The organism is Bifidobacterium polysaccharolyticum (assembly GCF_016101585.1).
Taxonomy (GTDB): domain Bacteria; phylum Actinomycetota; class Actinomycetes; order Actinomycetales; family Bifidobacteriaceae; genus Bombiscardovia; species Bombiscardovia polysaccharolytica.
Map to the genome: position 1 here is coordinate 119345 of NZ_JACFQG010000001.1, position 21882 is coordinate 141226.

General features: G+C 56.2%; 10 protein-coding genes and 1 tRNA gene. 3 read left to right on the forward strand and 8 right to left on the reverse strand.

Going from position 1 to position 21882, the window contains the following annotated elements:
• Positions 1-144: 144 nt before the first annotated feature.
• The 5 genes from H3T90_RS00470 to H3T90_RS00490 all read right to left on the reverse strand — a co-directional run bounded on the left by H3T90_RS00470 (position 145) and on the right by H3T90_RS00490 (position 11701).
• Positions 145-3597 carry a DUF499 family protein gene (locus tag H3T90_RS00470; protein ID WP_198229240.1) on the reverse strand — a complete coding sequence of 1151 codons (3453 nt, stop codon included), beginning with the start codon at positions 3595-3597 and terminating at the stop codon, positions 145-147.
• Positions 3598-3632: 35 nt separating this feature from the next.
• Positions 3633-6395 (reverse strand): DUF1156 domain-containing protein, encoded by a 2763-nt coding sequence (locus tag H3T90_RS00475; RefSeq protein ID WP_198229242.1) that lies wholly within the window; start codon positions 6393-6395, stop codon positions 3633-3635.
• Between the two features lie 74 nt (positions 6396-6469).
• Positions 6470-10009: a helicase-related protein gene (locus H3T90_RS00480; protein ID WP_332468220.1), complete on the reverse strand. Its 3540-nt coding sequence runs from the start codon at positions 10007-10009 to the stop codon at positions 6470-6472.
• A gap of 520 nt (positions 10010-10529) precedes the next feature.
• A complete protein-coding gene (locus H3T90_RS00485) occupies positions 10530-11381 on the reverse strand; it encodes a hypothetical protein (protein WP_198229246.1) in 852 nt (283 codons plus the stop codon).
• A 246-nt stretch (positions 11382-11627) separates the two neighbouring features.
• Positions 11628-11701 (reverse strand) — tRNA-Pro (locus H3T90_RS00490).
• 118 nt (positions 11702-11819) lie between these two features.
• Here H3T90_RS00490 and aroA point away from each other — a divergent pair.
• Positions 11820-13175, forward strand: a complete 1356-nt coding sequence (gene aroA, locus H3T90_RS00495) for a 3-phosphoshikimate 1-carboxyvinyltransferase (RefSeq protein WP_408610682.1) — start codon at positions 11820-11822, stop codon at positions 13173-13175.
• Between the two features lie 32 nt (positions 13176-13207).
• Entirely contained in the window at positions 13208-14008 is an 801-nt protein-coding gene (gene hisN, locus H3T90_RS00500; RefSeq protein ID WP_198229250.1) for a histidinol-phosphatase, read from the forward strand.
• Between the two features lie 157 nt (positions 14009-14165).
• On the opposite strand, the gene H3T90_RS00505 is transcribed toward hisN, so the two are convergent.
• From H3T90_RS00505 to H3T90_RS00515, 3 genes are all read right to left on the reverse strand, one after another.
• Positions 14166-15392 carry an acetate/propionate family kinase gene (locus H3T90_RS00505; protein ID WP_198229252.1) on the reverse strand — a complete coding sequence of 409 codons (1227 nt, stop codon included), beginning with the start codon at positions 15390-15392 and terminating at the stop codon, positions 14166-14168.
• 196 nt (positions 15393-15588) lie between these two features.
• Positions 15589-17271: a phosphate acetyltransferase gene (gene pta, locus H3T90_RS00510; RefSeq protein WP_332468221.1), complete on the reverse strand. Its 1683-nt coding sequence runs from the start codon at positions 17269-17271 to the stop codon at positions 15589-15591.
• A 126-nt stretch (positions 17272-17397) separates the two neighbouring features.
• A complete protein-coding gene (locus H3T90_RS00515) occupies positions 17398-19872 on the reverse strand; it encodes a phosphoketolase (protein ID WP_046323000.1) in 2475 nt (824 codons plus the stop codon).
• 336 nt (positions 19873-20208) lie between these two features.
• Here H3T90_RS00515 and guaA point away from each other — a divergent pair, with 336 nt between their 5' ends.
• Positions 20209-21771, forward strand: a complete 1563-nt coding sequence (guaA, locus tag H3T90_RS00520; protein ID WP_198229256.1) for a glutamine-hydrolyzing GMP synthase — start codon at positions 20209-20211, stop codon at positions 21769-21771.
• The last annotated feature ends 111 nt before the right edge of the window (positions 21772-21882 follow it).

Here is a 21882-nt window from a genome sequence, read left to right on the forward strand (position 1 = left end):
AATGGATTCAATCTGATTTCTCATACTAAACGGCATTGGGAATCAGCCGTTTTGACTTCCAATGCCGTTCAGTTAGACAAAGTAAAATTGATTGATTATGACGATCATTGTTTATCTATGAGAATGCGCAGCATGTACCAGTGGTCATTCCTCCTCAAAGTTGGACACATCTAGTTTAAGTGACGCTGCGTTGGAATTGATGACTTCTACAATATTCTTGTCGAAGCCATCGTCGTTTTCTGCGCTGATTTCGAGACTGAGCTTGATCTTGGCATGACTCATGCGTAGTTGATCGATTATCTTCTCATTGATCCGAGCGAAATCACGGTTCATAAAATCAGGGTCCAACTTGACAGTGCCGTAGTAGCGCTTCATCGACGCCTGGATGGGCGTAGCAGGTGTGCCAACAGGCTGCTCATCATTTTCATTGGAGCCAGAGCCGAAATTGTCGGCAGCGGAGTCACCGTTTACAGACTGCGATTCTAGATTACCTTCGTCTCCCGGATTCCCAATCAGATCCCGCGTCGCGTCATCCACAAGGGACTTCCTGCTGCTTTCTTCAATCTCGCGCTCATACTGCTGATGCGCAGCAATGGCTGTGTCCCACTCGACAAATAGCGTGGAGTCGGTGACCTGCAGCACTCTATCATTCTCAGTGACACCAGGAATAATCAGGTTGTGGAACCTGCCGCTTTCCTCGTCACGACCTGATGCCAGTGCGAATCGTTCATCCGGAAGAGCTGGCCTGTTCAGAGAGCCTTCAATGGCTTGATCGAGCACGTCGCGGTTCACGAACCTGGGCATGTATGGGAACCGTGTGATATAACTCCATACAGTCTTGACATCTAGCACGCCGTCCTTGAACGCGGACTTGATATTCTTCAATATCTCGTAACCCAGGCCGGATGAGTCGTAAACATCTATAAGCAGATCATCGGCAGCCATCTGATCACCGGTACGCTGCGCCATGCTGTCGCCGCCGGTATCGGATATCTTCTTGACAGCTAGACGGTATGCGGCCTTCGGGTCAAATTGCTCAGGGTAGATGGCCCAGTTATAAGCAGCTCGGATACGCTCATCCAGAGTCTTGCTGAAGTGCGCCATGTCAGTCTGGGCCTGTTGCAACTGCTGGTGGGTCAGGTTTAGCTGAAGCTCGTTGTCCGACACATGCTTCCAGCCAAGGTATGATCGGGCAGCATCCTGCGCCAGTTCAATACCGTTTTTGTCAGCGGCGAGGAACACGAGCATGTTCCTGTTTGTTCTCTGTGCGGTGCCGCGTCGTTCAATGGCATCTCGAATCCAATGCATGGAGTCGGAGCTTTCTCCTTCGCCTTTGCTGGTGCTCCAACGTGGGTGTGTGATGACAAGGGTGGCCTCATCAACGTCAGGGATACCGTCATGAGATGCAGGTGCCACACACACGCGGCGGAACTTGCCACGCATAGCCTTACGTCCTTCTGGCTGTATACGCTCGACAATCTCGTTGTACACTGTCTCTGGGTCTTCACGCAAACGTTCTGCGAAGTCGCGAGCAGTTTTGCCAATAGAAGGCTGCAGACTATATCGGTAGTGGGATTCCTCGTTGAAGAAGTATGTGGACCGCTGTTCCAGCATGTTCAATGCTGTGCCAAAGTTGCCCTGCTGATCGCCTGGGATGGCTGTTCCCAGCCGCACATACTGTTCGCTGATGCCGGGGTTCTGTGCGCCATTGCGAGGCACAGAACCCATAAATACCGTGCGTGCGATTCGCTGTGTCAGATGACGTTGTCCAAGCGCGGGCCTGTCATTGTCGATGTATGCGGCAGTGGAATCTGGCCCAGACACGTCGGCATCGATGATCGGCTTCCACGGGTCGCGCAGGTACTGGGTTAGATTTGAATTTACGGACTCAGATTCCAAGGGTACGTTGCCTGGCAGAATCAGCGGACTGGAGTCGTTCGATACCCACAGTTCGTGGATGATGCTCGATACTAAAGTCAGTACTCCTCGCGTGCGCTGGAAGTTCTCCAAACCGGACCAATCCTCGTACAGGCGATCCAGTAGCTCAGGGTGTAACGGATAGGATGCTCGGATGCGTTTCTCGTAGTCGTTGGAGTCCACGCCGGAGGGATAGTATTTCACTCCCTGACGGTACATTTCAACGAACCGGCGTGCGGTCAGTGCGATCTGTTCTTGTGCGGTGGCGGTAGGTGCCTCGAAGAGGCGCTTGCGGACTATTTCGAAGGATTCATCACGAGTTGATGGCCGCCACTGGTCGGCCTTGCGGCGCACGATATTCTGCAACCGTTGTAGAGCCTGATGGCCGTTCTCTCCACCAATTTCAATGTCATTTGCACTGTCGCCGGTATCGGATGCAGGGATGGAGATTACGAGCATGCAATTCGGAGTGGATGCCACTGCTTCAGTCAGTGTTTGGGCGAATACGAACTGGTCATCGAACGTGCCAGCTGGGAGGTCGTCATGGTTGACAAGCTGTTTGGCGTAGGCTACCCACTCATCAATGAGTATCAGACATGGCGAGTATTTTTTGAGTAGTCTGTCGATGCCGTTGCCTGGGTTCTTGCCCATCTTGTCGTTTTCGGCAATCATGTCGTAGGCCTCGCGCCCGCCGAGCTGCCAAGCAAGCTCACCCCAGATGGTGTGCACCTCAGTACCGTCAGCCTTTACGTCGGGCTGCGCGACGTTAAGCCTAGTGCCCACCAAAGCCACACGTCGCACACGGCCTGGCTGCCAGGCATTCACACCCAATCCTGCGACGAGATTTTGCACGTCGGATGACAGGTCAGTCACGGGCTTGTCGCCGAACAGGTGGTATAAGGCGAGCAGGGAGTGGGTCTTGCCGCCACCGAAATTGGTCTGTAGATTCACTACAGGCGAGCCGGAGTTGTCTCCGGTCAGGCGGCGTATGGCGCGGGTGAGCAAGTCACGTAGGCCTTCAGTCAGATAGGTGCGGTTAAAGAACTCAACTGGGTCACCATAGGCGTTGCCTGGTTCGCATACGGATTTGTCTACTGCGACCTGCCACAGGTCGGCCGCGAACTCGGATGCCGTGAATCTGCCGGATGCTACATCCGGGTGAGGCTTGATGACATAGCGCCACGGCTTCATACCTTGCGTAGGATCAATAGAAAGAACCTTGCGGTGGCTGGCCTTCCTAGTGTGATCTTCGTACACGGTACGCTGCAAGTCATCACGCAGCTTGCGTACGTCGGCCGCGGAATCTGGAGCACTCACTGCATTGAGCAGATATTCGATGGTGCTCAAGGCTCGGATTGTGTCATCTGAACTGAACGCCTGCATATGTGCCCAACGGTTGCGTGTATCACGTAGCTCTGAGGCATATGCCTGCTGGAAACGGGAAAGCGTACCCTGGAAATTGCGTCCGAACTCGGTGATGGCACGCAACTGGACTTGTACATCCTCCTTGGACATTTTATGCATCGTGCTGCCACGATTCTGCTGGTCATAATGCGCCCACGCATCCGGCCAGCTCTGCGTTCTGAATACCTGGGTCATGACATTGTCAACTGGATCTTTCAGCCCCTCGGACAGGTATTCGAATGCCTTGCCGACTCTGTCTCTATTGTTCATCGCCATAGCAGGCTCCTTTTACTATCAGGATGTTTCAACTTTTAGTACACATCCAGCTCGCCTTGGACGTTCTCCTGCGGGTTCGTGGCTTCCTTCTTGGTCTTTGTCGACAGGTCATCCCACATGGACACTAAGCTATTGAATTTGATTGCGCCCTCAGTATCCTTGCGTTTCTCTGCCTCATGGAACATCCGGAATCCCAAAGCTCTGACATCATCCAAAGGTATGCGCTCACCAAGCTGTGCCATCATCGGGGCTACAGTGTCCGCACCTTTAGAGTCGAGGATGCCGGTCAGACGTACCATGCCCTCCCAAAGACTGATGTGGTCGTCCTTGATTGGGTTCCATTCGCCTGTTATTTCATCGGGTTTGAACAGACGGGCCTTGCCTCCAGCCGCTTCGAACACGCCGCTTCGCCTTAGAGCATCAGGTGTGGTACCGCAGGATCGCGATAATTGATCGGCCATCCCAGAGCTTTCCTGATTCCAACCGTATGATTGGTACCATTTTACGGCGAAACGTGTGTCGGGATCATAGTCTGAGTCAGCGTCGCCCATAACTTCATCAATAACATGGTTGATGACTTCCAATGCTTTCTGTATCGGCATATCGGTGCCATCAGCTTCGCGAATGCGCGAATACCTGGAATAGACGCTGATGCCAGGGCCGATGGCTGCTTGATTTAAGTCCACTGGATCGATACCTGAAGCCATGAGCGTCTTTAGTTCCTTAGTGAGTTCCTCGCGCAGCACGCTGTTGAACACACGCATAGGAATTGATGGTGCATCTCTAGGGCGAGGACGGCATGCAAGCACAATAGAGGATGCCAGTGCGTTGGAATCAATGACACGCATCCTACCTGATCGTTCGCTACGCACAGGCCATGTGGCAGTAATCTCCCAACCACCGTGAATCAGTCCGTCGAGTAGTGCGTACCAGCCTGTGGAAGTCCCGGTTTTGTCGTCCTTTTGTTTGTAGGCGTAGTAAACGGCCATGGGAATATCAGTGCGTGCGGTTTTCCGTACATGTTCAAAGACATGGTTAAACCCTTCCACGAAGAATCGAGCAGCACCGTCCTTACCGCCGTGACGGTAAGGATCGGCTACTAGTTCCTGCGCCTTAGGAGTAAGTATGGTGGCGCAAACGGATGGCAAGATGTCTTTGAGCATGCGTCGTAACCAAACATAGAAATAGTCAGACAAGTCAGCATAACCTATATTGTCGTAATATGGCGGATCAGTGGACACTACAACGTTATTATAATTACGTGTGGCGGCATCATCCTGATGAGCCTCGCATGACGGCTTAGCGGGAACAGTCTCTACAGCCTCAGCCACCCAGTTGACCTGTCCTAGGAAATTACCAGACCGTGACGAGAAAGGATTCGCCTCTGCGAAGTCCCATGTCATTGAGATTGCTTGACGAGCGAATACATTACGCATCTGTTCGCCAGTATTGTTCCAAGTGCAAATGCTGGAGCTATAGTCTGCTTGACGGCTGACCGCGAGCGATAGGTAAAGCGACAACGTATCTGCATAGGCTGTTGCACCGTCACCGCCCCCGTCTAATGGTTCACCTTCAGGCATGCCGGATGCCAAGGCATCGGCCAACACCAGGTTGCGAATCTCACTGACCGTGTCCGCCAAATTCATCAACACTGTCAACTGACGGTTTGTGAATAAATCAGACCATGCTTTAAAACCATAAGCTTGAACGCGAAAACCTAGAGCATGCTCCGGTAACAGTTCCAGTGGTTTATCAACAGGCTCACCAACGGCTGCAGCCCTGATTTGGCTACTTGTCGGAGAAAAGTATATGCGTCCATCTTCACTATCCCCGACAATCGCAACTAGACTCGAACCTATACGACCTGCTTTGCCTTGTTGACGAATATACTTCAGATCAATTGGCGTTCCGTCGACAATCGAGATAGCACCTTTTCGACTTACTGTGCCTTCGTCATCTCCTCTGGGCCCATTAGCATTGTGCTGCACATCATAATGGATGGAACCATCCTTCTGGATTGAAGGTTTGATCCAAGCTTCTCTGCCCTTCTTCTTGGACAGCCACCAAGATCGCACCAATGGCACCCGTACAGGGTTAGCCGGGTTGGGATTGATGACAGTGCGTGCCCAAATCAACGCAATGACGGTATGGTCTTCACCATTTTTGTCTTTGATCTTCGGATATAAGTGACCCACTTTCTCGAAGGCCCTGTCGTGCAGGAGCTTCCCATAGTATCGAATATCATCAGCAAGGCCACCGGACTTGTCGCTAGTAGCTACTGCAGCTGGGTGCACCGCTGGCTTATTACAGAAGCGAGATGGAAACTCGATCAATGCCTTGTTGATGATGACTGCCAAAGGGTTCAGGTCAGAAGCATGCGCCTCCGCGCCTAGCCGCTGAGCTTCCAACGGAATTGCGCCACCGCCTGCAAACGGATCGAGCACAACGGGCATAACCCCATTGTTGGAATCAAGAATTGCTTTGCGGGCTTCATCATAGAGGCTTTTGTCACGGATGTTTTCCCATCGCGCAAGTCTAACCATCAGATTATGTAGACGTGTACGCTCCCGGCCCTGGGCCTCCTCGGTAGGAAAACGGTCTGAATGAGCAGATGGGTCATCGACCAGTTGGGCGAACAGGATGGAGCGTGTGGTGGCTAATGGACGGCGAGCCCAGTACAAATGCAGAGTCGAAGGCAGTCCATGTCGCAAAGACTTTTCACGGGAGGACTCTTCGTTGATTTTCTTGAGGGGTATACCTGTTTCAATGAGCTTCTTTCTGCGCTCAGTGTCCGCCATGATTCTTACTCCTTGCAGTGTTTTACCTTCATGCAATATCTGTTGCATCTACCTATTGCACCAATTACATTTTTTCAGCATGGCGTGACGCCTCGCTCCCAGTATGATTGCAAACTCTCGTTGAATGATCTAGTGGTATCAGCTGGCGCAATCAAGTCGAACGCATGCTCCACATAGCGTAGCCTGTCATGTTCTGCTCCTCGTGGGCTGACCTTGACCAAAGCTAATCGGTGGCGATCTCCTTGCGATTGTGCAAAGGCCACTTCATTGGCAGTCACTGTGAATGTGTCAACATCTGGCAGGTCTATCCGGCCTTTGACTTCAATGAAGTACGTATATCCCAGCTTATCGGTGGATTTGATGTCGAAGCCCTTGTTGTTGTGAGGCATCTCTTCAGGAGTGCGGCCGAGCTTACGCTCGGCATTCATCGTCATGGTGATAGCTCTGCAGTCCACATCCTCGGTGTTCTTAGCAAACAGTCTGGAAGCATTGACCTTATCAATTGGAGCGACCAGTCTTTCGGGCACGATCAATGCAATGCCACGCATAGTTGGTGACTTTGCGCGTAGACGTGTGTCACCAGTGAGCTCGTGTTCACGTTTTTTGAGACGTTGCTCGTATTCCTCAGCGCGCTTGCGGGCGATATCAGAGTTCATGTTTTTCCCGCGCTTCTCACCATTGCGTTCCTTCTCGGAGAGCTTATTGTGCAACTTCCACCAGAACTCGCTTTCCGCGTGTAACCGGTTGTGTATCTGAACGAGCAGATGCTCGTTCTCTGCGTCCTGACGGGCCTGTAATTCCTTTATGCGTGGTTTGGTACCGTTTGTGTATACATACTGGCGCATCTCACCAATGTAATCACGTCCCTGTGAATCCTTGTTCATCAGCTTGGTAATCTCGGCCTTCTCATCGTCATGCGGCCTGTCATAGTCTAGATAAGGTGGTGCTGGCGAGAACCGAACTTCCCCCTGCTTAGGCAACTGCAGGTAGTCGAAATGCTTTGAGACGACCTTGCCCTCGGGATTTGTAATCGTCTGCTCGGCGGCAACCATCACCACAGGTTCATCAGGTTGACTGTCTGTACGGTCCACGAATACGGTGCCATGCACCAATGCGGCACCATAGCGTTTGATGATCAACTGGCTTACGGCATCCAGCAGCGGTGTGCCCGGTGCCACAAGTACCGCATCCGGACCGTCGTCTATATGCGTGAGTGATGGCTCGAAGGTTATGCGTTCATATGCGTCGGCTATCGTCTGGTGCCGATTAATGGTTTCGCCCATATGGCGCACGTCCTGGGGCACATGTGTAATCTCCCAACGGTTCGTCTCGCGTAAATGTATGGTGCCGCCAAGTTTCCTAAATGCAGGGACAAAGAACGCTGAAATGTAGCCCGGTTGGAGCTTTCGTTCGCGGGTTTTCTCCATAAGACGGCGCACTTCCTCGACGTTCACGGTAGAATACCTATCCGGATGCGCGGAGCGTTCATTGATTAGATCGTTAAGTCCTTTGTTAACGCTGCTATCGATAACCTCGTTCAATCTCGCTTGTACCTTGGGGTTGTCGCCATGTTTGATGGCATCAAGCATAAGATCTTTCAACGACTTGCCATCGAAAGCTTTGCCGTCGCCAAGCACGTTGAACAAACGACCATCATAGGCCTTACCGATTGTCTCAATCTTCTCTAATAATTTGCCGTATACCTCGCCCTCGCGCGTATTCTTTGCCACGAGGTTCCATAGGGAGCAGGACCTTTTCTGGCCGATGCGGTGAATACGACCGAACCGCTGCTCTATACGGTTGGGGTTCCAAGGCAGATCGTAGTTGACCATTAAATCAGCTCTTTGAAGGTTTAAGCCTTCGCCGGCAGCGTCGGTGGCCACGAGGATACGCACGCTGGGGTCGTTCATGAATCTTTCCTGCACAGCCTTGCGTTCGTCATGGTTCATGCCGCCATGGATTGTTACTACTGACTCGGGTTTGCCCAGCAGTGTCCTGATTTGACTGCTCAAGTAGTTGAGAGTGTCCCTGTGTTCGGTGAACACGATGAGCTTATGCGGCTGTTCGGATGTACCAGCGTTGAGCACGTTGTTGTTCAGGATGTCGCTCAGCTGAGTCCATTTAGTATCCGTGCCCGAATGCCTGACCTCGCGAGCTTGCGCGACGAGACTATCAAGCTGGCTGATTTCGGAGCGTAGCTCTTCCACTGTCTGGGCTGCGGTTGCTGAGTCCATAACCTCGTCGAGTGTAAGTTCGAGCTGTCCCTGACCATCCTCTCCAGTTTCCACCCACATGTCGTCGTATTCATCCGAATCATCAGGAGCATCAGCAGCAGGCTCAAGAATATTCTCTATATTGTATGGATTCTTCTCGATGCTCTGCAGCAGGTCATTCAAGCGATCGCGGCGTCGTCTCAACGACTGATAGATTGCCTCGGGACTGGATGCCAAACGGCGTTGAAGGATCGTCAATGCGAAGCCGATGCTGCTGCCGCGCCGTCCGTCTACCTGCCGAATACGCTGTGCGGCATTCATGCCTCCCCGTACGTAGTCTGTCACGGCCTTGTACAGCCGACTCTCGCCTTCTGATAGCGCGTATTCAACTGTCTCAGCCTTGCGTTCAGGAAACAGCGGCTTTCCTTCGAAGGTTAGCAGTTCTTCTTTAACCATCCGACGCATAAGACCTTTGGTGTCGGTAATGTACCGCTTCTTCTTGGACCATTGGCCGGCGAACCTGTCCTTGTCGAGCAGGGACATGAATAGTTGGAAGTCCTCTTCTTTGCCTGAATGTGGTGTCGCCGTCATTAACAACAAGTTTTCTGATGTAGATGCTAATGTTTCGCCGAGCTTGAAGCGTTTGGTCAGGTCGATGTCACCGTAGTTGTTCTTATAGTGTGCGCTCATGCGATGGGCTTCGTCCACGATGGCGATGTCCCATTTCACCTCGCTGAGCATACGCTGGAAGTCATCGTTACGGGCCACCTGATCCATACGCACAATTAGTCGGTTCTGGTCACGAAACGGATTACCCGAAGGGGCCTGATCTTGCATAAACGGTTGGAACACATCGAAATGAAGGTTGAACTTCTCCGTAAGCTCGTCCCGCCATTGGTCGGCTAATCCACCAGGGCAGACAATGATAATTCGCACAGCGGCAGAGCGCAGTAGCATCTCCTTGATGTACAGGCCGGCCATGATGGTTTTGCCGGCACCCGGATCATCGGCCAACAGAAACCGCAAGGGCACCTTCGGCAGCATGTCCTCGTATACGGCACGGATCTGGTGAGGCAGCGGGTCGATACTTGAAGAGTACACGGCAGACATCGGATCATACAGAGCAGCACAGTTGATACGTAGAGCCTCTGCCGCCAATCGAAATTCTTCAGGGTCAGCATCCAGTTTTGGTTTCTGTCCTGGCTGAACTATGCGAAGTTCTTTGAAAGCAGCATCGTCGATGATTTCCTGACTTACCTTACCATCTGCGGTCTCGTAGTACAGATTGATGACATCGCCGATCGGCTCAGTAGAGACGACTTTAACCAACTGATTTGGTATCACGCCGGAAAGGGTCAGCCCCTGTCGGAGATCAACGGACGAAAGTGATTCCTGTTCCACTATTCTGCCCACCTTCTTGCTTCTATTTGATTCAAGTTTACGCTGACGGTTTCATCGGTCTGTCGAGCGTTGAAGCAGATTGGCTCATGACAAAAAGAAAACTCGACCGTTGCGCGATGATGAAATTGGGTAGGTGTGGGAAGGTAAGTAATACGTTGTCAGGGCCGAAAAGCGCATTGGTGAAGACGAATATCTGCCGCTGAATTTGTCGGATGGCAAGAAGTGTGCTGTGCTTGTCCGCAAACCATAGATATGCGGCTGATGGCTTACCATGAACGGGTGCAAGCGCAGCTTAAATTCCATCATTGATTGCTTTTATGAGCCTATTGTTCACCGCGACCTCTGGTCTGCGTGACAGACCCAACACACGTTCGATATTGACTGGAAAACTGGTCAATGACCAACATGAGTGGGAATAGGGTGATTAACTATCTGTCCTGAGAAAACAGCAGCAATCCAGTATGATGTTCATGCATGGCACCGTTACCTTTGCAAAGCTGTGACAGATCATCGCTATTCTTTAATCTTTATCTTTATGAGATGAAGACTCCAGCTTGGCTTTGAAAGGCTCCAAACTAAGCGCCATTCGTAGGGCATCGCCGCTCAGAGGCACAAAGTCGCCATCCTTAGATACGTTTCCCAGCATTGCGGACCAAGTATCGAAGCCTTCTTGTTTCTTAAGCAGCGGAATATTACGCTCCAAGGCTGTGTTGATCAAGTTTGTCACGTTCTGTGTCGTCAATTTCTCCACGGTTTGACGCAGATCCATTTTCCGCTTCTCGTCAAAAGGAGAATCTTGAATGTTGGCCGCAGAAAGTTCACGAATATCTCTGGCGAGGTCCATTGCCTTGTACATGATGATGAGAAGACGATTCTGGGCTTCCTCGCTGTCCATGTTCGATTGGCATTCTTCGATTGCTCCATCTGCTTCTTTGGAGAATGCCTCTGTTTCCTCTGAATTCGCTGTTATCAACGCTATCGGCTGGGAATTTTCGGAGTTGTTCTCCTCCTGATGAGTTATCTTGCTCCACACTTTATCTGCAGTGTGTATGACAGAATCCCGCCACCAGTGGACAATGGTCTTGTCCCACCATCCCTTGAACTTTTCATTATTTGCCAAGTAGACTGCGGTTCCTGCTACTAGGGCAACCGCGATTGCTGCAGCAGAAATCGCGGTTGCTGGCGAACTCTTGTCATCATCGTTGTTCCCAGTATCATCGGAAACAGGCTCCCAGCGCGCCTGTCCTCGCAAGTGGTTGTCTTCATCGAAGATTGCTCCCAGATACTGGCTCGGATTATCATGAGGACTGGCCAAATGCATAGCTTCCATGCCTTCGGGCATACTTAAACGAAATAATGATCCGTCATCCATAGAGGCTCCTTGATCTGTTCGCTGCGCGCTTGGAATATAGGTATTACTATACTCGCCGACTTTTGTTCTGGTGAAGGCTTAGCTTGATCGCGCGAGTGACATTGATGGAAAATGTGCCGAATAGTGCGACGACAAAGGGTATTAGCGGATTAAGTTAATCTGTGAACCATGGTATTTGTTGACCTAAGCTGAAATCAGAGAGTGAAAAGAAACCTTACGCCCCAGATGGAGGTAGGGTTTTCGCAGTCGGGCTAGCCGGATTTGAACCGGCGACATCCTGCACCCAAAGCAGGCGCGCTACCAAGCTGCGCTATAGCCCGGCGCCCATCAGTATCACCGTATGGGCACAATGTATCAATATAGCACAGGGTCGGGTCCCCACTGGACCTCTAGGGGTGAGCAGGGAGCAGAAACAGCTCTGCGCCTGCGGTTACCATGGTGACCATGACAGTGGAAGAGACATGGGCGGCGCCGCAGGCGGATGGCCCCTTGGATGCAACGGTGACCATACCGGGGAGCAAGTCCCTTTCGAACAGGTATCTGATTCTGGCGGCCCTGGGAAGTCGCCCTGTCAGGTTGACTGGTCTACTCAGGTCACGTGATACGGACCTGATGATTCAGGCTCTGGAGGCCCTTGGCGTGAGCTGTCGGGTTGACCCGAACAGTCCCACAGAAGTGACAGTTGTTCCACCGGCAGGCGGACGTTTCCGTGGCGGCGCCCGGGTAGAATGCGGACTGGCTGGAACCGTTATGCGTTTCGTGCCGGGTCTGGCCATGCTGGCTGATGGTCCCACACACTTCGACGGGGACCAGCAGGCCTATCGGCGACCTATGAGGCCCCTGTTGGACGGCCTGACCCAGTTGGGAGCCAAGATAGATTACCTGGGCCAGGAAGGTTTCCTGCCCTTTGTGCTCACACCGCCGGACCGCCTGGTAGGCAGGGAGGTGACCATAGACTCCTCGGCATCCTCGCAGTTCATTTCCGGCCTCCTGCTCCTGGCTGCTAGGGCTGATGGCACTATGACCATCGTTCACTCTGGTCAGCATCTTCCCAGCCTTCCACACATCGCCATGACTGTTGAGGATTTGCGTCAGGCCGGAGTTCAGGTCCAGGCCAATCCCGACCGTTGCAGGTGGAGCGTTGAAGGCAGGGGATTTGCTGGGACGCAGCTGCCTGATCAGGTCCAGGTGGAGCCCGACCTGTCAAATGCGGCCCCCTTCCTGGGAGCGGCTCTGATAGGTGGCGGGCAAGTCAGCGTGCCCAACTGGCCAGATCGGACCACACAGCCAGGCGGCTTGCTGCCCAAGTATTTGGAGACCATGGGCGCGAAGGTAGACATGGTTCCCGACGGGCAGGGTAGCGCCACCTGCAGGGTGACCGGCGGGGAAGCCATACACGGACTCGGCGACTTCGATCTGTCTCCCGCGGGGGAGATTGTGCCCTCTATTGCAGCCATCCTGGTTTTTGCCGACAGACCCAGTCGCCTGCACGGCATCGGCCACCTGCGTGGTCATGAGACCAACCGGCTGAAGGCGCTGGCCACGGAAATCACCAGAATAGGAGGTCAAGCCCGCGAACTGGATGATGGCCTGGCAATTGAGCCTGTGCCGACTCAGCGTATGCACGGGGCCGTCATGGAGACCTATGCCGACCATCGCATGGCTACTTTCGCCGCCATGATTGGTCTTAAGATACCTGGCATCCGGGTGCGCAACATCGGTACCACGGCCAAGACCATGCCTGACTTCCCGGGTATGTGGAAGCGAATGCTAGCGGGCGAGGGTCAAGGCTAAACCAGAGCGATTCAAGCGAAAGGAGCCGTGCTATGAGCATCGAGGATGAAAGGCAGACCTGGCAGGAGGATCTGGATCTGGCCATCGCCATGGCCGATCAGGCAGATCAGGTCACCGTGGGCTACTTCAAGTCGCCAGATCTTAAGGTGGAACGCAAGGAGGACAATACCCCAGTCACCCAGGCCGACAAAGAGGCGGAGGCGGTGATTCGTCGCGTTTTGGCCCGAGCAAGGCCCAACGATACCATCTATGCTGAGGAGTTGGGAAAGCAGGAGTCCAACGGCAGGCGGTGGATCATCGATCCGATTGACGGGACCAAGAACTATGTGCGCGGGGTCCCTGTCTGGGCGACCCTGATCGGCTTGGAGGTAGACCACCAGATGGTGGTCGGCGCGGTATCGGCCCCCATGCTGGGCACCCGCTGGTATGCTGCGCAGGGTCAGGGAGCCTGCATGGCGCGCCAGGGCGAAGCCCCCAAGGCCATCCACGTATCAAGAGTGGACCGGATGGAGGACGCCTCCATGTCCCTGTCGTCGCTGACCGGTTGGAAGGCCATAGGCCGCCGGGAGCGGCTTCTCGACCTGACTGACCGGATCTGGCGTCTGCGCGGATTCGGCGACTTCTGGCAGTACATGCTCCTGGCCCAGGGTGCCATCGATCTGGCGGCCGAACCTGAGCTGGACCTCTACGACATGGGTGCCCTGGTCCCCATCGTGACCGAGGCAGGCGGGAGCTTTACCGACCTGGCAGGCAACCCGGGTCCATGGGGTGGCAGTGGTCTAGCCAGCAACGGTCTTCTGCACAAGGAGGCATTGGCGGCTTTGGGGGACTGAGCTATACGACATATAGAAAGAGGCCGGCGACCACAGCAATGCATGTGGTCGCCGGCCTCTTTCTGCTCTTAGGACCAGGTTCCTAGAACCAAACCTTGAACTCAATCATCCCTCATTCAATCATCAATCAGATTGAGGGGACAGATCAGGTTAACGGTCAGGCCTGGAACTTGTTGCCGTAGGCATCGCCCTGGCTGGCGACGACCTCGGCCTGGCGGGCGATGGAGAGCTCCTCGTTGGTGGGGATGACGCAGACGGAGACCGTGCTGTCAGGAGCGGAGATGATCCGGGCCTCCTTGGACCGCTGGTCGTTCTTCTCCTGGTCCAGCTTCACGCCGAAGGGCGCCAGCTGCTCGATGACCCGACGGCGCACGATCTCGTCGTTTTCGCCCACGCCGGCCGTGAAGGTAATGGCATCCAGGCCGCCCATCTGGGCCGTGTAGTTGCCGATGTAGCCGACAATGCGGTGAACGTAGATGTCCAGGGCCAGCTTGGCATCCTCGTCGCCCTCGGCGATCAGCTTGTGAACCTCGCGCATGTCGCCATGGCCGGTCAGGCCGGTCATCCCGGAACGCTTGTTGAAGAGGGTGTCCAGCTCATCCACGCTCATGTGGGCGTTGCGGATCAGGTGGAAGACAACGGCAGGGTCAATGTCGCCGGTGCGGCCGCCCATGACCAGGCCCTCCAGTGGGGTCAGACCCATGGAGGTCTCGACGGGATGCCCGGAGACCTGCGCTGAAGCGGAAGCACCGTTGCCGATGTGTAGGACGATCTGCCGCAGACCTTCTGCAGGCTTGCCCAGCAGACCGGGAACCAGCTGGCCCACATACTGGTGGCTGGTGCCGTGGGCGCCGTAACGACGGATGTGGTACTGCTTGGCAATGTCCTTGTTGAGAGCGTAGGTGGAGGCCTTCTTGGGCAGCTCGAAGAAGAAGGAGGAGTCGAAGACGAAGACCTGCGGGGTCTGGGGCATCAGCCGGCTCATGACTTCGGCGCCCTCTGCCTCTGGTCCGTTGTGCAGAGGGGCCAGCACAGCCAGATCCTTAACCTGGCTCAGGGTCTTCTTAGTCAGGAGTGCAGGCTTGGGGAAGATGGCTCCACCTTGGACGACACGGTGGCCAACGGCGATGATGCCGGCCTTGTCCAAATCAGGACCGTACTCCTTGAAGAAACCCAGGACACGCTTGAGCCCGACCTCATGATCGTGGATGGGCTCCTCAAGCTCGTGCTTTTCGCCGTTGACCTCGTGCTTGTAATGGCCGTCGGTGGGCTCGCCGATCTTCTCGACCAGACCCGAGGCCAGGCTCTGGCTGGTCTCCAGATCGACCAGCTGGTACTTGATCGAGCTTGAACCCGAATTGATGACTAGGACGGTTTTCGCCATTGGGGCATCCTCCTGATGTGCTTGTATAGAGCCTGCGCTCCTCAATCAGTCTTCAAGATTACTCGTCGGCCCTTACAAGGAGCGGTATATTGCCGGACTGACATGATTTTGGGGCTGCTACTGGATCCGTTTTGGAGGTAGGATCCAGTAGCAGCCCCAGAGGTTTATAGAGACGTTACAGGGACGGCGATCAGTCCTAAGCCTCGACGGCGGTCAGGGCTACGGTGTTGATGATGTCGGCAACCAAGGCGCCGCGTGAAAGGTCGTTTACCGGCTTATTCAGACCCTGTAGGACCGGTCCGATGGCCAGGGCGCCCGAGGTTCGCTGAACGGCCTTGTAGCCGATGTTGCCTGCGCTCAGGCTGGGGAAGACGAAGACGTTGACCTTTCCGGCAACCGGATCACCCTTGGCCTTGGTGGCTGCCACAGTGGGGGACCAGGCCGCGTCGAACTGGATGGGGCCCACGATGGGCAGGTCCGGTGCCTTCTCCTTGGCCAGGCGGGTAGCCTCTTCAACCAGGTCCACATCCGGGCCCTTGCCTGATCCCAGGGTGGAGTAGGAGAGCATGCCCACGCGCGGGTCCACGCCGAAGGAGCGAGCGGTTTGGGCCGACTGGATGGCGATGTCGGCCAGCTGCTCGGACGATGGGTTGAGGTTGATGGCACAGTCCGCGAAGACCGCCACATGGTCGGGGAAGCACATGAGGAAGGCTCCAGAAACCAGCGAGGCGCCCGGCTTGGTCTTGATCACCTGCAGAGCGGGACGGACCGTGTTGGCAGTGGAATTAATCGAGCCTGACACCAGGCCGTCGGCCTTGCCCAGCACGACCAGCATGGTGCCGAAATAAGAGGGATCGGCCAGCTGCTTGCGCGCCTGCTCCGAAGTCATGCCTTTCTTGGCACGCAGCTGGCAGAGGCGATCGACCATGGGCGCCATCACCTGCTCGTCGTTCATGGGCTGGAATGAGGCCTTGTCCAGGTGGTTGAGGCCAAGCTCCTTGCCGCGCGCCAGAATGGAATCCTCGTCGCCCACGATGATCAGGTCGACGATGTTGCGGGCCAGCAGGTAGTCGGCCGCCTTGATGATGCGGTCCTCGCCTCCTTCCGGCAGGACGATGGTCTTCCTGTTGGCCTTGGCCTTGGCCAACAGATCGTTCTGGAAGGCTACAGGCGTGGTGGCCTTGGGGCTGGCGGCGTCGGCGGCCTTCACCACCTGGTCGACATCCACCTCCTGCTGGAATGTCTGGCTGGTGGCCTGGCGGGCCTGATCGGCGGACGGATCCGTGTCGAAGTCCATCTTGGAGACGGTCCAGGTCGGCAGGTCGTACTCCTGGAAGGCCTGGGTAAGAGGCGCCTTCTGCTCTGGCTGGCATCCGGTGATGAAGACTCCGGCAAGCACGGCTCCTTGGGCCTCGATGGTCCTGCGGCAGGCAGCCACGGTCTTCATGACCTGGCCGGGTTCCCTGCCGATGGTGCAGACGGCCAGCATGACCGGAGACCTCAGGTCGGCGGCGATTTGTGCATTGAGAGCAAACAGGCCGGGGTCGAAGAGTTTCGAGGCATCGCTGCCCACGATCAGGACACGCTCGGGATGGGTGGCTTCCACCAGCCCGTCATAGGCATTGAGGACATCGGCACGGGTCTGCATGGGATCCTCAGTGGCGTGCCCAGGGCACTTGCCACGGCAGATCTCCGGATCTGTATCGGGGAAAGAGCTGGCTGCAACCAGTTCCGGGGTCAACGGGTGCTTCCTGCAGGCGATTGGCCTGAATACGGCCGTTTTGGCTTTGGCGCTCAGGGCCTTGGTCAGGCCGTAGGCCACGACATTGCGGCCGTTGGCGGCTTCTGGGCTGATGATGGTGATGCTTGCAAGACTCACTGTGTCTTCTCCTGTCCGGACGTGGTTGCCTTGATGACTGCTTTGTTCACAACCTTGTCCAGTATACAGAAACCGCCCGCCATGCGGGCTGCGCATGACGGGCGGTTCCAGGGTCGGATCAGCGTATCACTCGTTGTCTCCGGCGGTCGCGGCGGTGGCGGAGATGGTCTCCTGGCCGGCGCGGTTGGCATCGGGCCAGACCCAATCGGTGTAATCGGGGTGGTCGTAGCCCTTGTCCACGGCGAACTGGAAGGCCTCGTCGCGGAACTTGGTCCACTTGTCGATCTGGTCGGCGTACTTGCCGGCGTCCACCAGCTTCAGGGCGGAGGCGGCCAGGCACCAACGATCCATGTTGTTGACGCGCACCATGTCGAAGGGCGTGGTGGTGGAGCCCTGCTCCTCGTAGCCGTGCACGGAGAAGTTGTCGTGGTTGGGACGTCCGTGGATCAGGCGGTAGATGGAGCCGGGGTAGGCGTGGAAGGCGAACAAGACCGGCTTGTCCTTGCTGAAGAGCTCGGTGAACTCCTCGTCGGACAGGGCCTGATCATTCTCTTCGGCGTCCTGGATTTTCAGCAGATCAACCACGTTGACGAACTGGACCTTCACGCCCAGCTTCTGCAGCATGTCGTCGGCAGCCAGGGCCTCTTGGGTGGGGATGTCACCTGCAGTGGCGATGACCACATCAGCATCCTCGGCATCCTTGGCGTTGGAGGCCCAATCCCAGCGGGCGGCCCCCTTCTCCAGCTCGGCGGCGGCCTCGTCCACGCTCTGGTAGGTGGCGGCGGGCTGCTTGCCGGCGAAGATGGCGTTGATGCAGTTGGTCGACTTGTAGCAACGTTCGCCCACGTTTAGCAGCATGTTGGCATCGGCGGGGAAGTAGATGTTGACCACGTGATCGTTGTTGAAGTTCTTGTTCAGCAGGATGTCGACGAAGCCGGGATCCTGGTGGGAGAACCCGTTGTGGTCCTGACGCCAGACGTGCGAGGTGACCAGGAGGTTCAGTCCGGCGATGGGCTTGCGCCACGGAATCTCGCGGACGGTGGCCTCCAGCCACTTGGCGTGCTGGTTGATCATGGAGTCGATGACGTGCACGAAGGACTCGTAGGAGCTCCAGATGCCGTGGCGTCCGGTCAGCAGATAGCCCTCCAGGAAGCCTTCCATCTGGTGCTCGGAGAGCTGCTCGATGACCTGGCCGGTATGAGCCATATGCTCGTCGGTCAGCTCCGACAGGTAGTCGGCATCCCACTGCTTGTTGGTCACCTCATAGGCGGCTGCCAGACGGTTGGAAGCCGTCTCGTCAGGCCCGAAAATGCGGAAGTCGGTGGGGTTCTTGGCCAGTACGTCGCGAGTGTAGTATCCCAGGACGCGGGTGGCCTCGGTGGCGCCCCAACCATGGCCGTGCTTCTTGATGTCGATCTCGTAATCGTGGATGTCAGGCAGCTCCAGCGGTTTGAGCAGCCGGCCACCGTTGGCGTTGGGGTTCTCGCCGATGCGCAGGTCGCCCTTGGGCATGAAGCTGGTGACCTCGGGACGCAGGGTGCCCTTCTCGTCGAAGAGCTCCTCGGGCTTGTAGGAGGCCAGCCAGTTCTTGAGGATCTGGAAGTGGGCCTCGGTGTCGCGGGCGGAGGTCAGCGGCACCTGGTGGGCCCGCCAGGATCCCTCGGTCTTCTTGCCGTCGATGAACTTGGGGCAGGTCCAGCCCTTGGGGGTGCGGAAGATGATCATGGGGTAGAAGGGACGCGTCATGTCGTCGGTTTCGGCCCGGGCCTTGATGTCGCAGATCTTGTCGAAGACAGTCTCCAGCATGTCTGCGAAGCGACGGTGGATGGACAGATGGTCCTCATCATCGAACCCTGCGACGAACTCGAAGGGCTCGTAGCCCATGCCATGGAAGTACTCATGCAGCTCCTCGTCGGAGATGCGCGAAAGGATGGTCGGGTTGGCAATCTTGTAACCGTTCAGGTGCAGGATGGGCAGGACGATGCCGTCGGTGCGGGGGTTGACCAGCTTGTTGGACTGCCAGCCGGTGGCCAGAGGGCCGGTCTCGGCTTCGCCGTCGCCCACGATGCAGGGCACGAAGAGGCTGGGGTTGTTCATAATGGCGCCGTAGGCGTGGGAGAGGGCGTAACCCAGTTCCCCGCCCTCGTGAATGGACCCGGGGGTCTCAGGCGCGAAGTGGGAGGGGATGCCTCCCGGGTAGGAGAACTGGCGGAAGAACTTCTGCAGGCCAGCCTCATCGTTGGTGATCTTGGGGTAGTACTCGCTGTAGGTGCCATCCAGGTAGGACTGCGAGGTACCGGCGGGGCCGCCATGGCCGGGGCCCATGATGATCACGGTGTTCTGCTGATGGTCGGCGATCAGACGGTTGATATGACCCAGCAGGAAGTTCAAGCCGGGGGTGGTGCCCCAGTGGCCGACCAGACGATGCTTGACATCCTCCCGAGTGAAGGGCTCCTTCATCAGGGGGTTGCTGCGAAGATAAATCTGTCCGATGGAAAGATAGTTGGCCGCCCGCCAATACTTGTCGACGGCCTCGAGGGTCTCCTCGGCGATTGGGGTCTCCAGCTTCGCCCAAGGGGTGCCGATAACAGGATTCGTCATGTGTACTCCTGCACTTTAGTGCGATTGTTTATTTACTTCGGTTACGGGCTTGTGCAGTGTCATTTCAGGCATCTGCCGGGTCCGTACCCAATGCCTACATGGTACGTGAACGAGCAGACTTTTCTGAACGTTTTCTTGCAGTGTGTGTTCGCTCTTGTGAGAAAATGCGATGGAATTGTCTGCTTGCAGGCATGTATTTCCTCTGGGGGTGCGACCAGGCCGCAATGACGGTAGCATTGTCGAAAACTGCAACCATACTGGACTTGTCCGCGGGCGTTGAATCGTCGCTCTCGGGCATCCATGGCAGACACAGCATACATATATATAAGGAGTCTTATGGCACAGGGTCCCGTCCTGGTGGTCGATTTCGGTGCGCAGTACGCCCAGCTGATCGCTCGTCGAGTCAGGGAGGCGGGGGTCTACTCTGAGCTGGTGCCTCATTCGATGAGCCTGGACCAGATGCTGGCCAAGGATCCCAAGGCGGTCATCCTTTCCGGCGGCCCAGCCTCCGTCTACGTGGACGGGGCGCCGACTATCGACAAGAGGGTTTTCGAGGCGGGGGTGCCTGTGCTGGGCATCTGCTACGGCTTCCAGGTCATGGCCCATGAGCTGGGTGGCGAGGTGGACAAGGCAGCCCTGGGGGAGTACGGCAAGACCGAGGCCTTCATCGACAGCGCCAAGGGAATACTGCAGGATTCGCCCGCGCAGCAGGATGTATGGATGAGCCATGGCGTCGCCGTCAATCGAGCGCCCGATGGCTTTGAGGTTTTGGCGCATACCGAGGGTGCCCCGGTGGCGGCCATGCAGGATCCATCCCGGGGGCTGTACGGGGTCCAGTGGCATCCCGAGGTGACCAACACCCCTCTGGGGCAGGACCTGATCGACCGCTTCCTGCACCAGTGCGCCGGACTGCCGTCGGATTGGAACGCCTCAGGCATCATCGAACAACAGGTGGAGAAGATCCGTCGCACGGTGGGTGACGACCAGGTCATCTGCGGCCTGTCGGGCGGCGTCGATTCAGCCGTAGCAGCTGCCTTGGTCCACAGGGCCGTCGGCGACCAGCTGACCTGCGTCTTCGTGGATCATGGCCTGCTGCGTAAGGGGGAGGCCGAACAGGTCAAGCATGATTTTGTGGCCGCCACGGGCATCAAGCTGATCGCCGTGGATGCCTCGCAGGACTTCCTGACCGCTCTCAAGGGCGTTTCCGAGCCTGAGCGCAAGCGCAAGATCATCGGGGAGAAGTTCATCCGCACTTTTGAAAAAGCCCAGCGGCAGGTGATCGAGGAGGCCGGCAAGACCGGCAAGGAAGTCAAGTTCCTGGTGCAGGGCACGCTCTACCCAGACGTGGTCGAGTCTGGTGGTGGAGACGGAGCGGCCAATATCAAGTCCCACCACAATGTGGGTGGTCTGCCCAAGGATGTCAAGTTCAAGCTCATCGAGCCCCTGCGCACCCTCTTCAAGGATGAAGTCCGGGCCATCGGCACCGAACTGGGCCTGCCTGACCAGATCGTCTGGCGTCAGCCCTTCCCGGGTCCTGGTCTGGGCATCCGCATCATTGGCGAAATCACCCGTGAACGCTTGGAGACTCTGCGTGAGGCTGATGCCATCGCCCGCGAGGAGCTGTCACGAGCCGGACTGGATCGGCAGATCTGGCAGTGCCCGGTGGTGCTGCTGGCCAATGTGCATTCAGTAGGTGTGCAGGGCGACGAGCGTACCTATGGTTCGCCGATCGTGCTGCGTCCTGTTTCCTCTGAGGACGCCATGACCGCCGACTGGACACGTCTGCCCTATGACGTGCTGGCCACTATTTCCACACGCATTACCAACGAGTGCCCGGGCATCAACCGCGTGGTCCTGGATTGCACCTCGAAGCCTCCGGCAACCATCGAGTGGGAGTGAGTATCTGGGTCGACAAGCCATACGGCAATGTGTCAAAGACAGTATTGTTCAGATGACTTGTCGGCCCAGTTATTTGGTGCTTGGGCTATAAATGTCAATGGTCGATAAAAG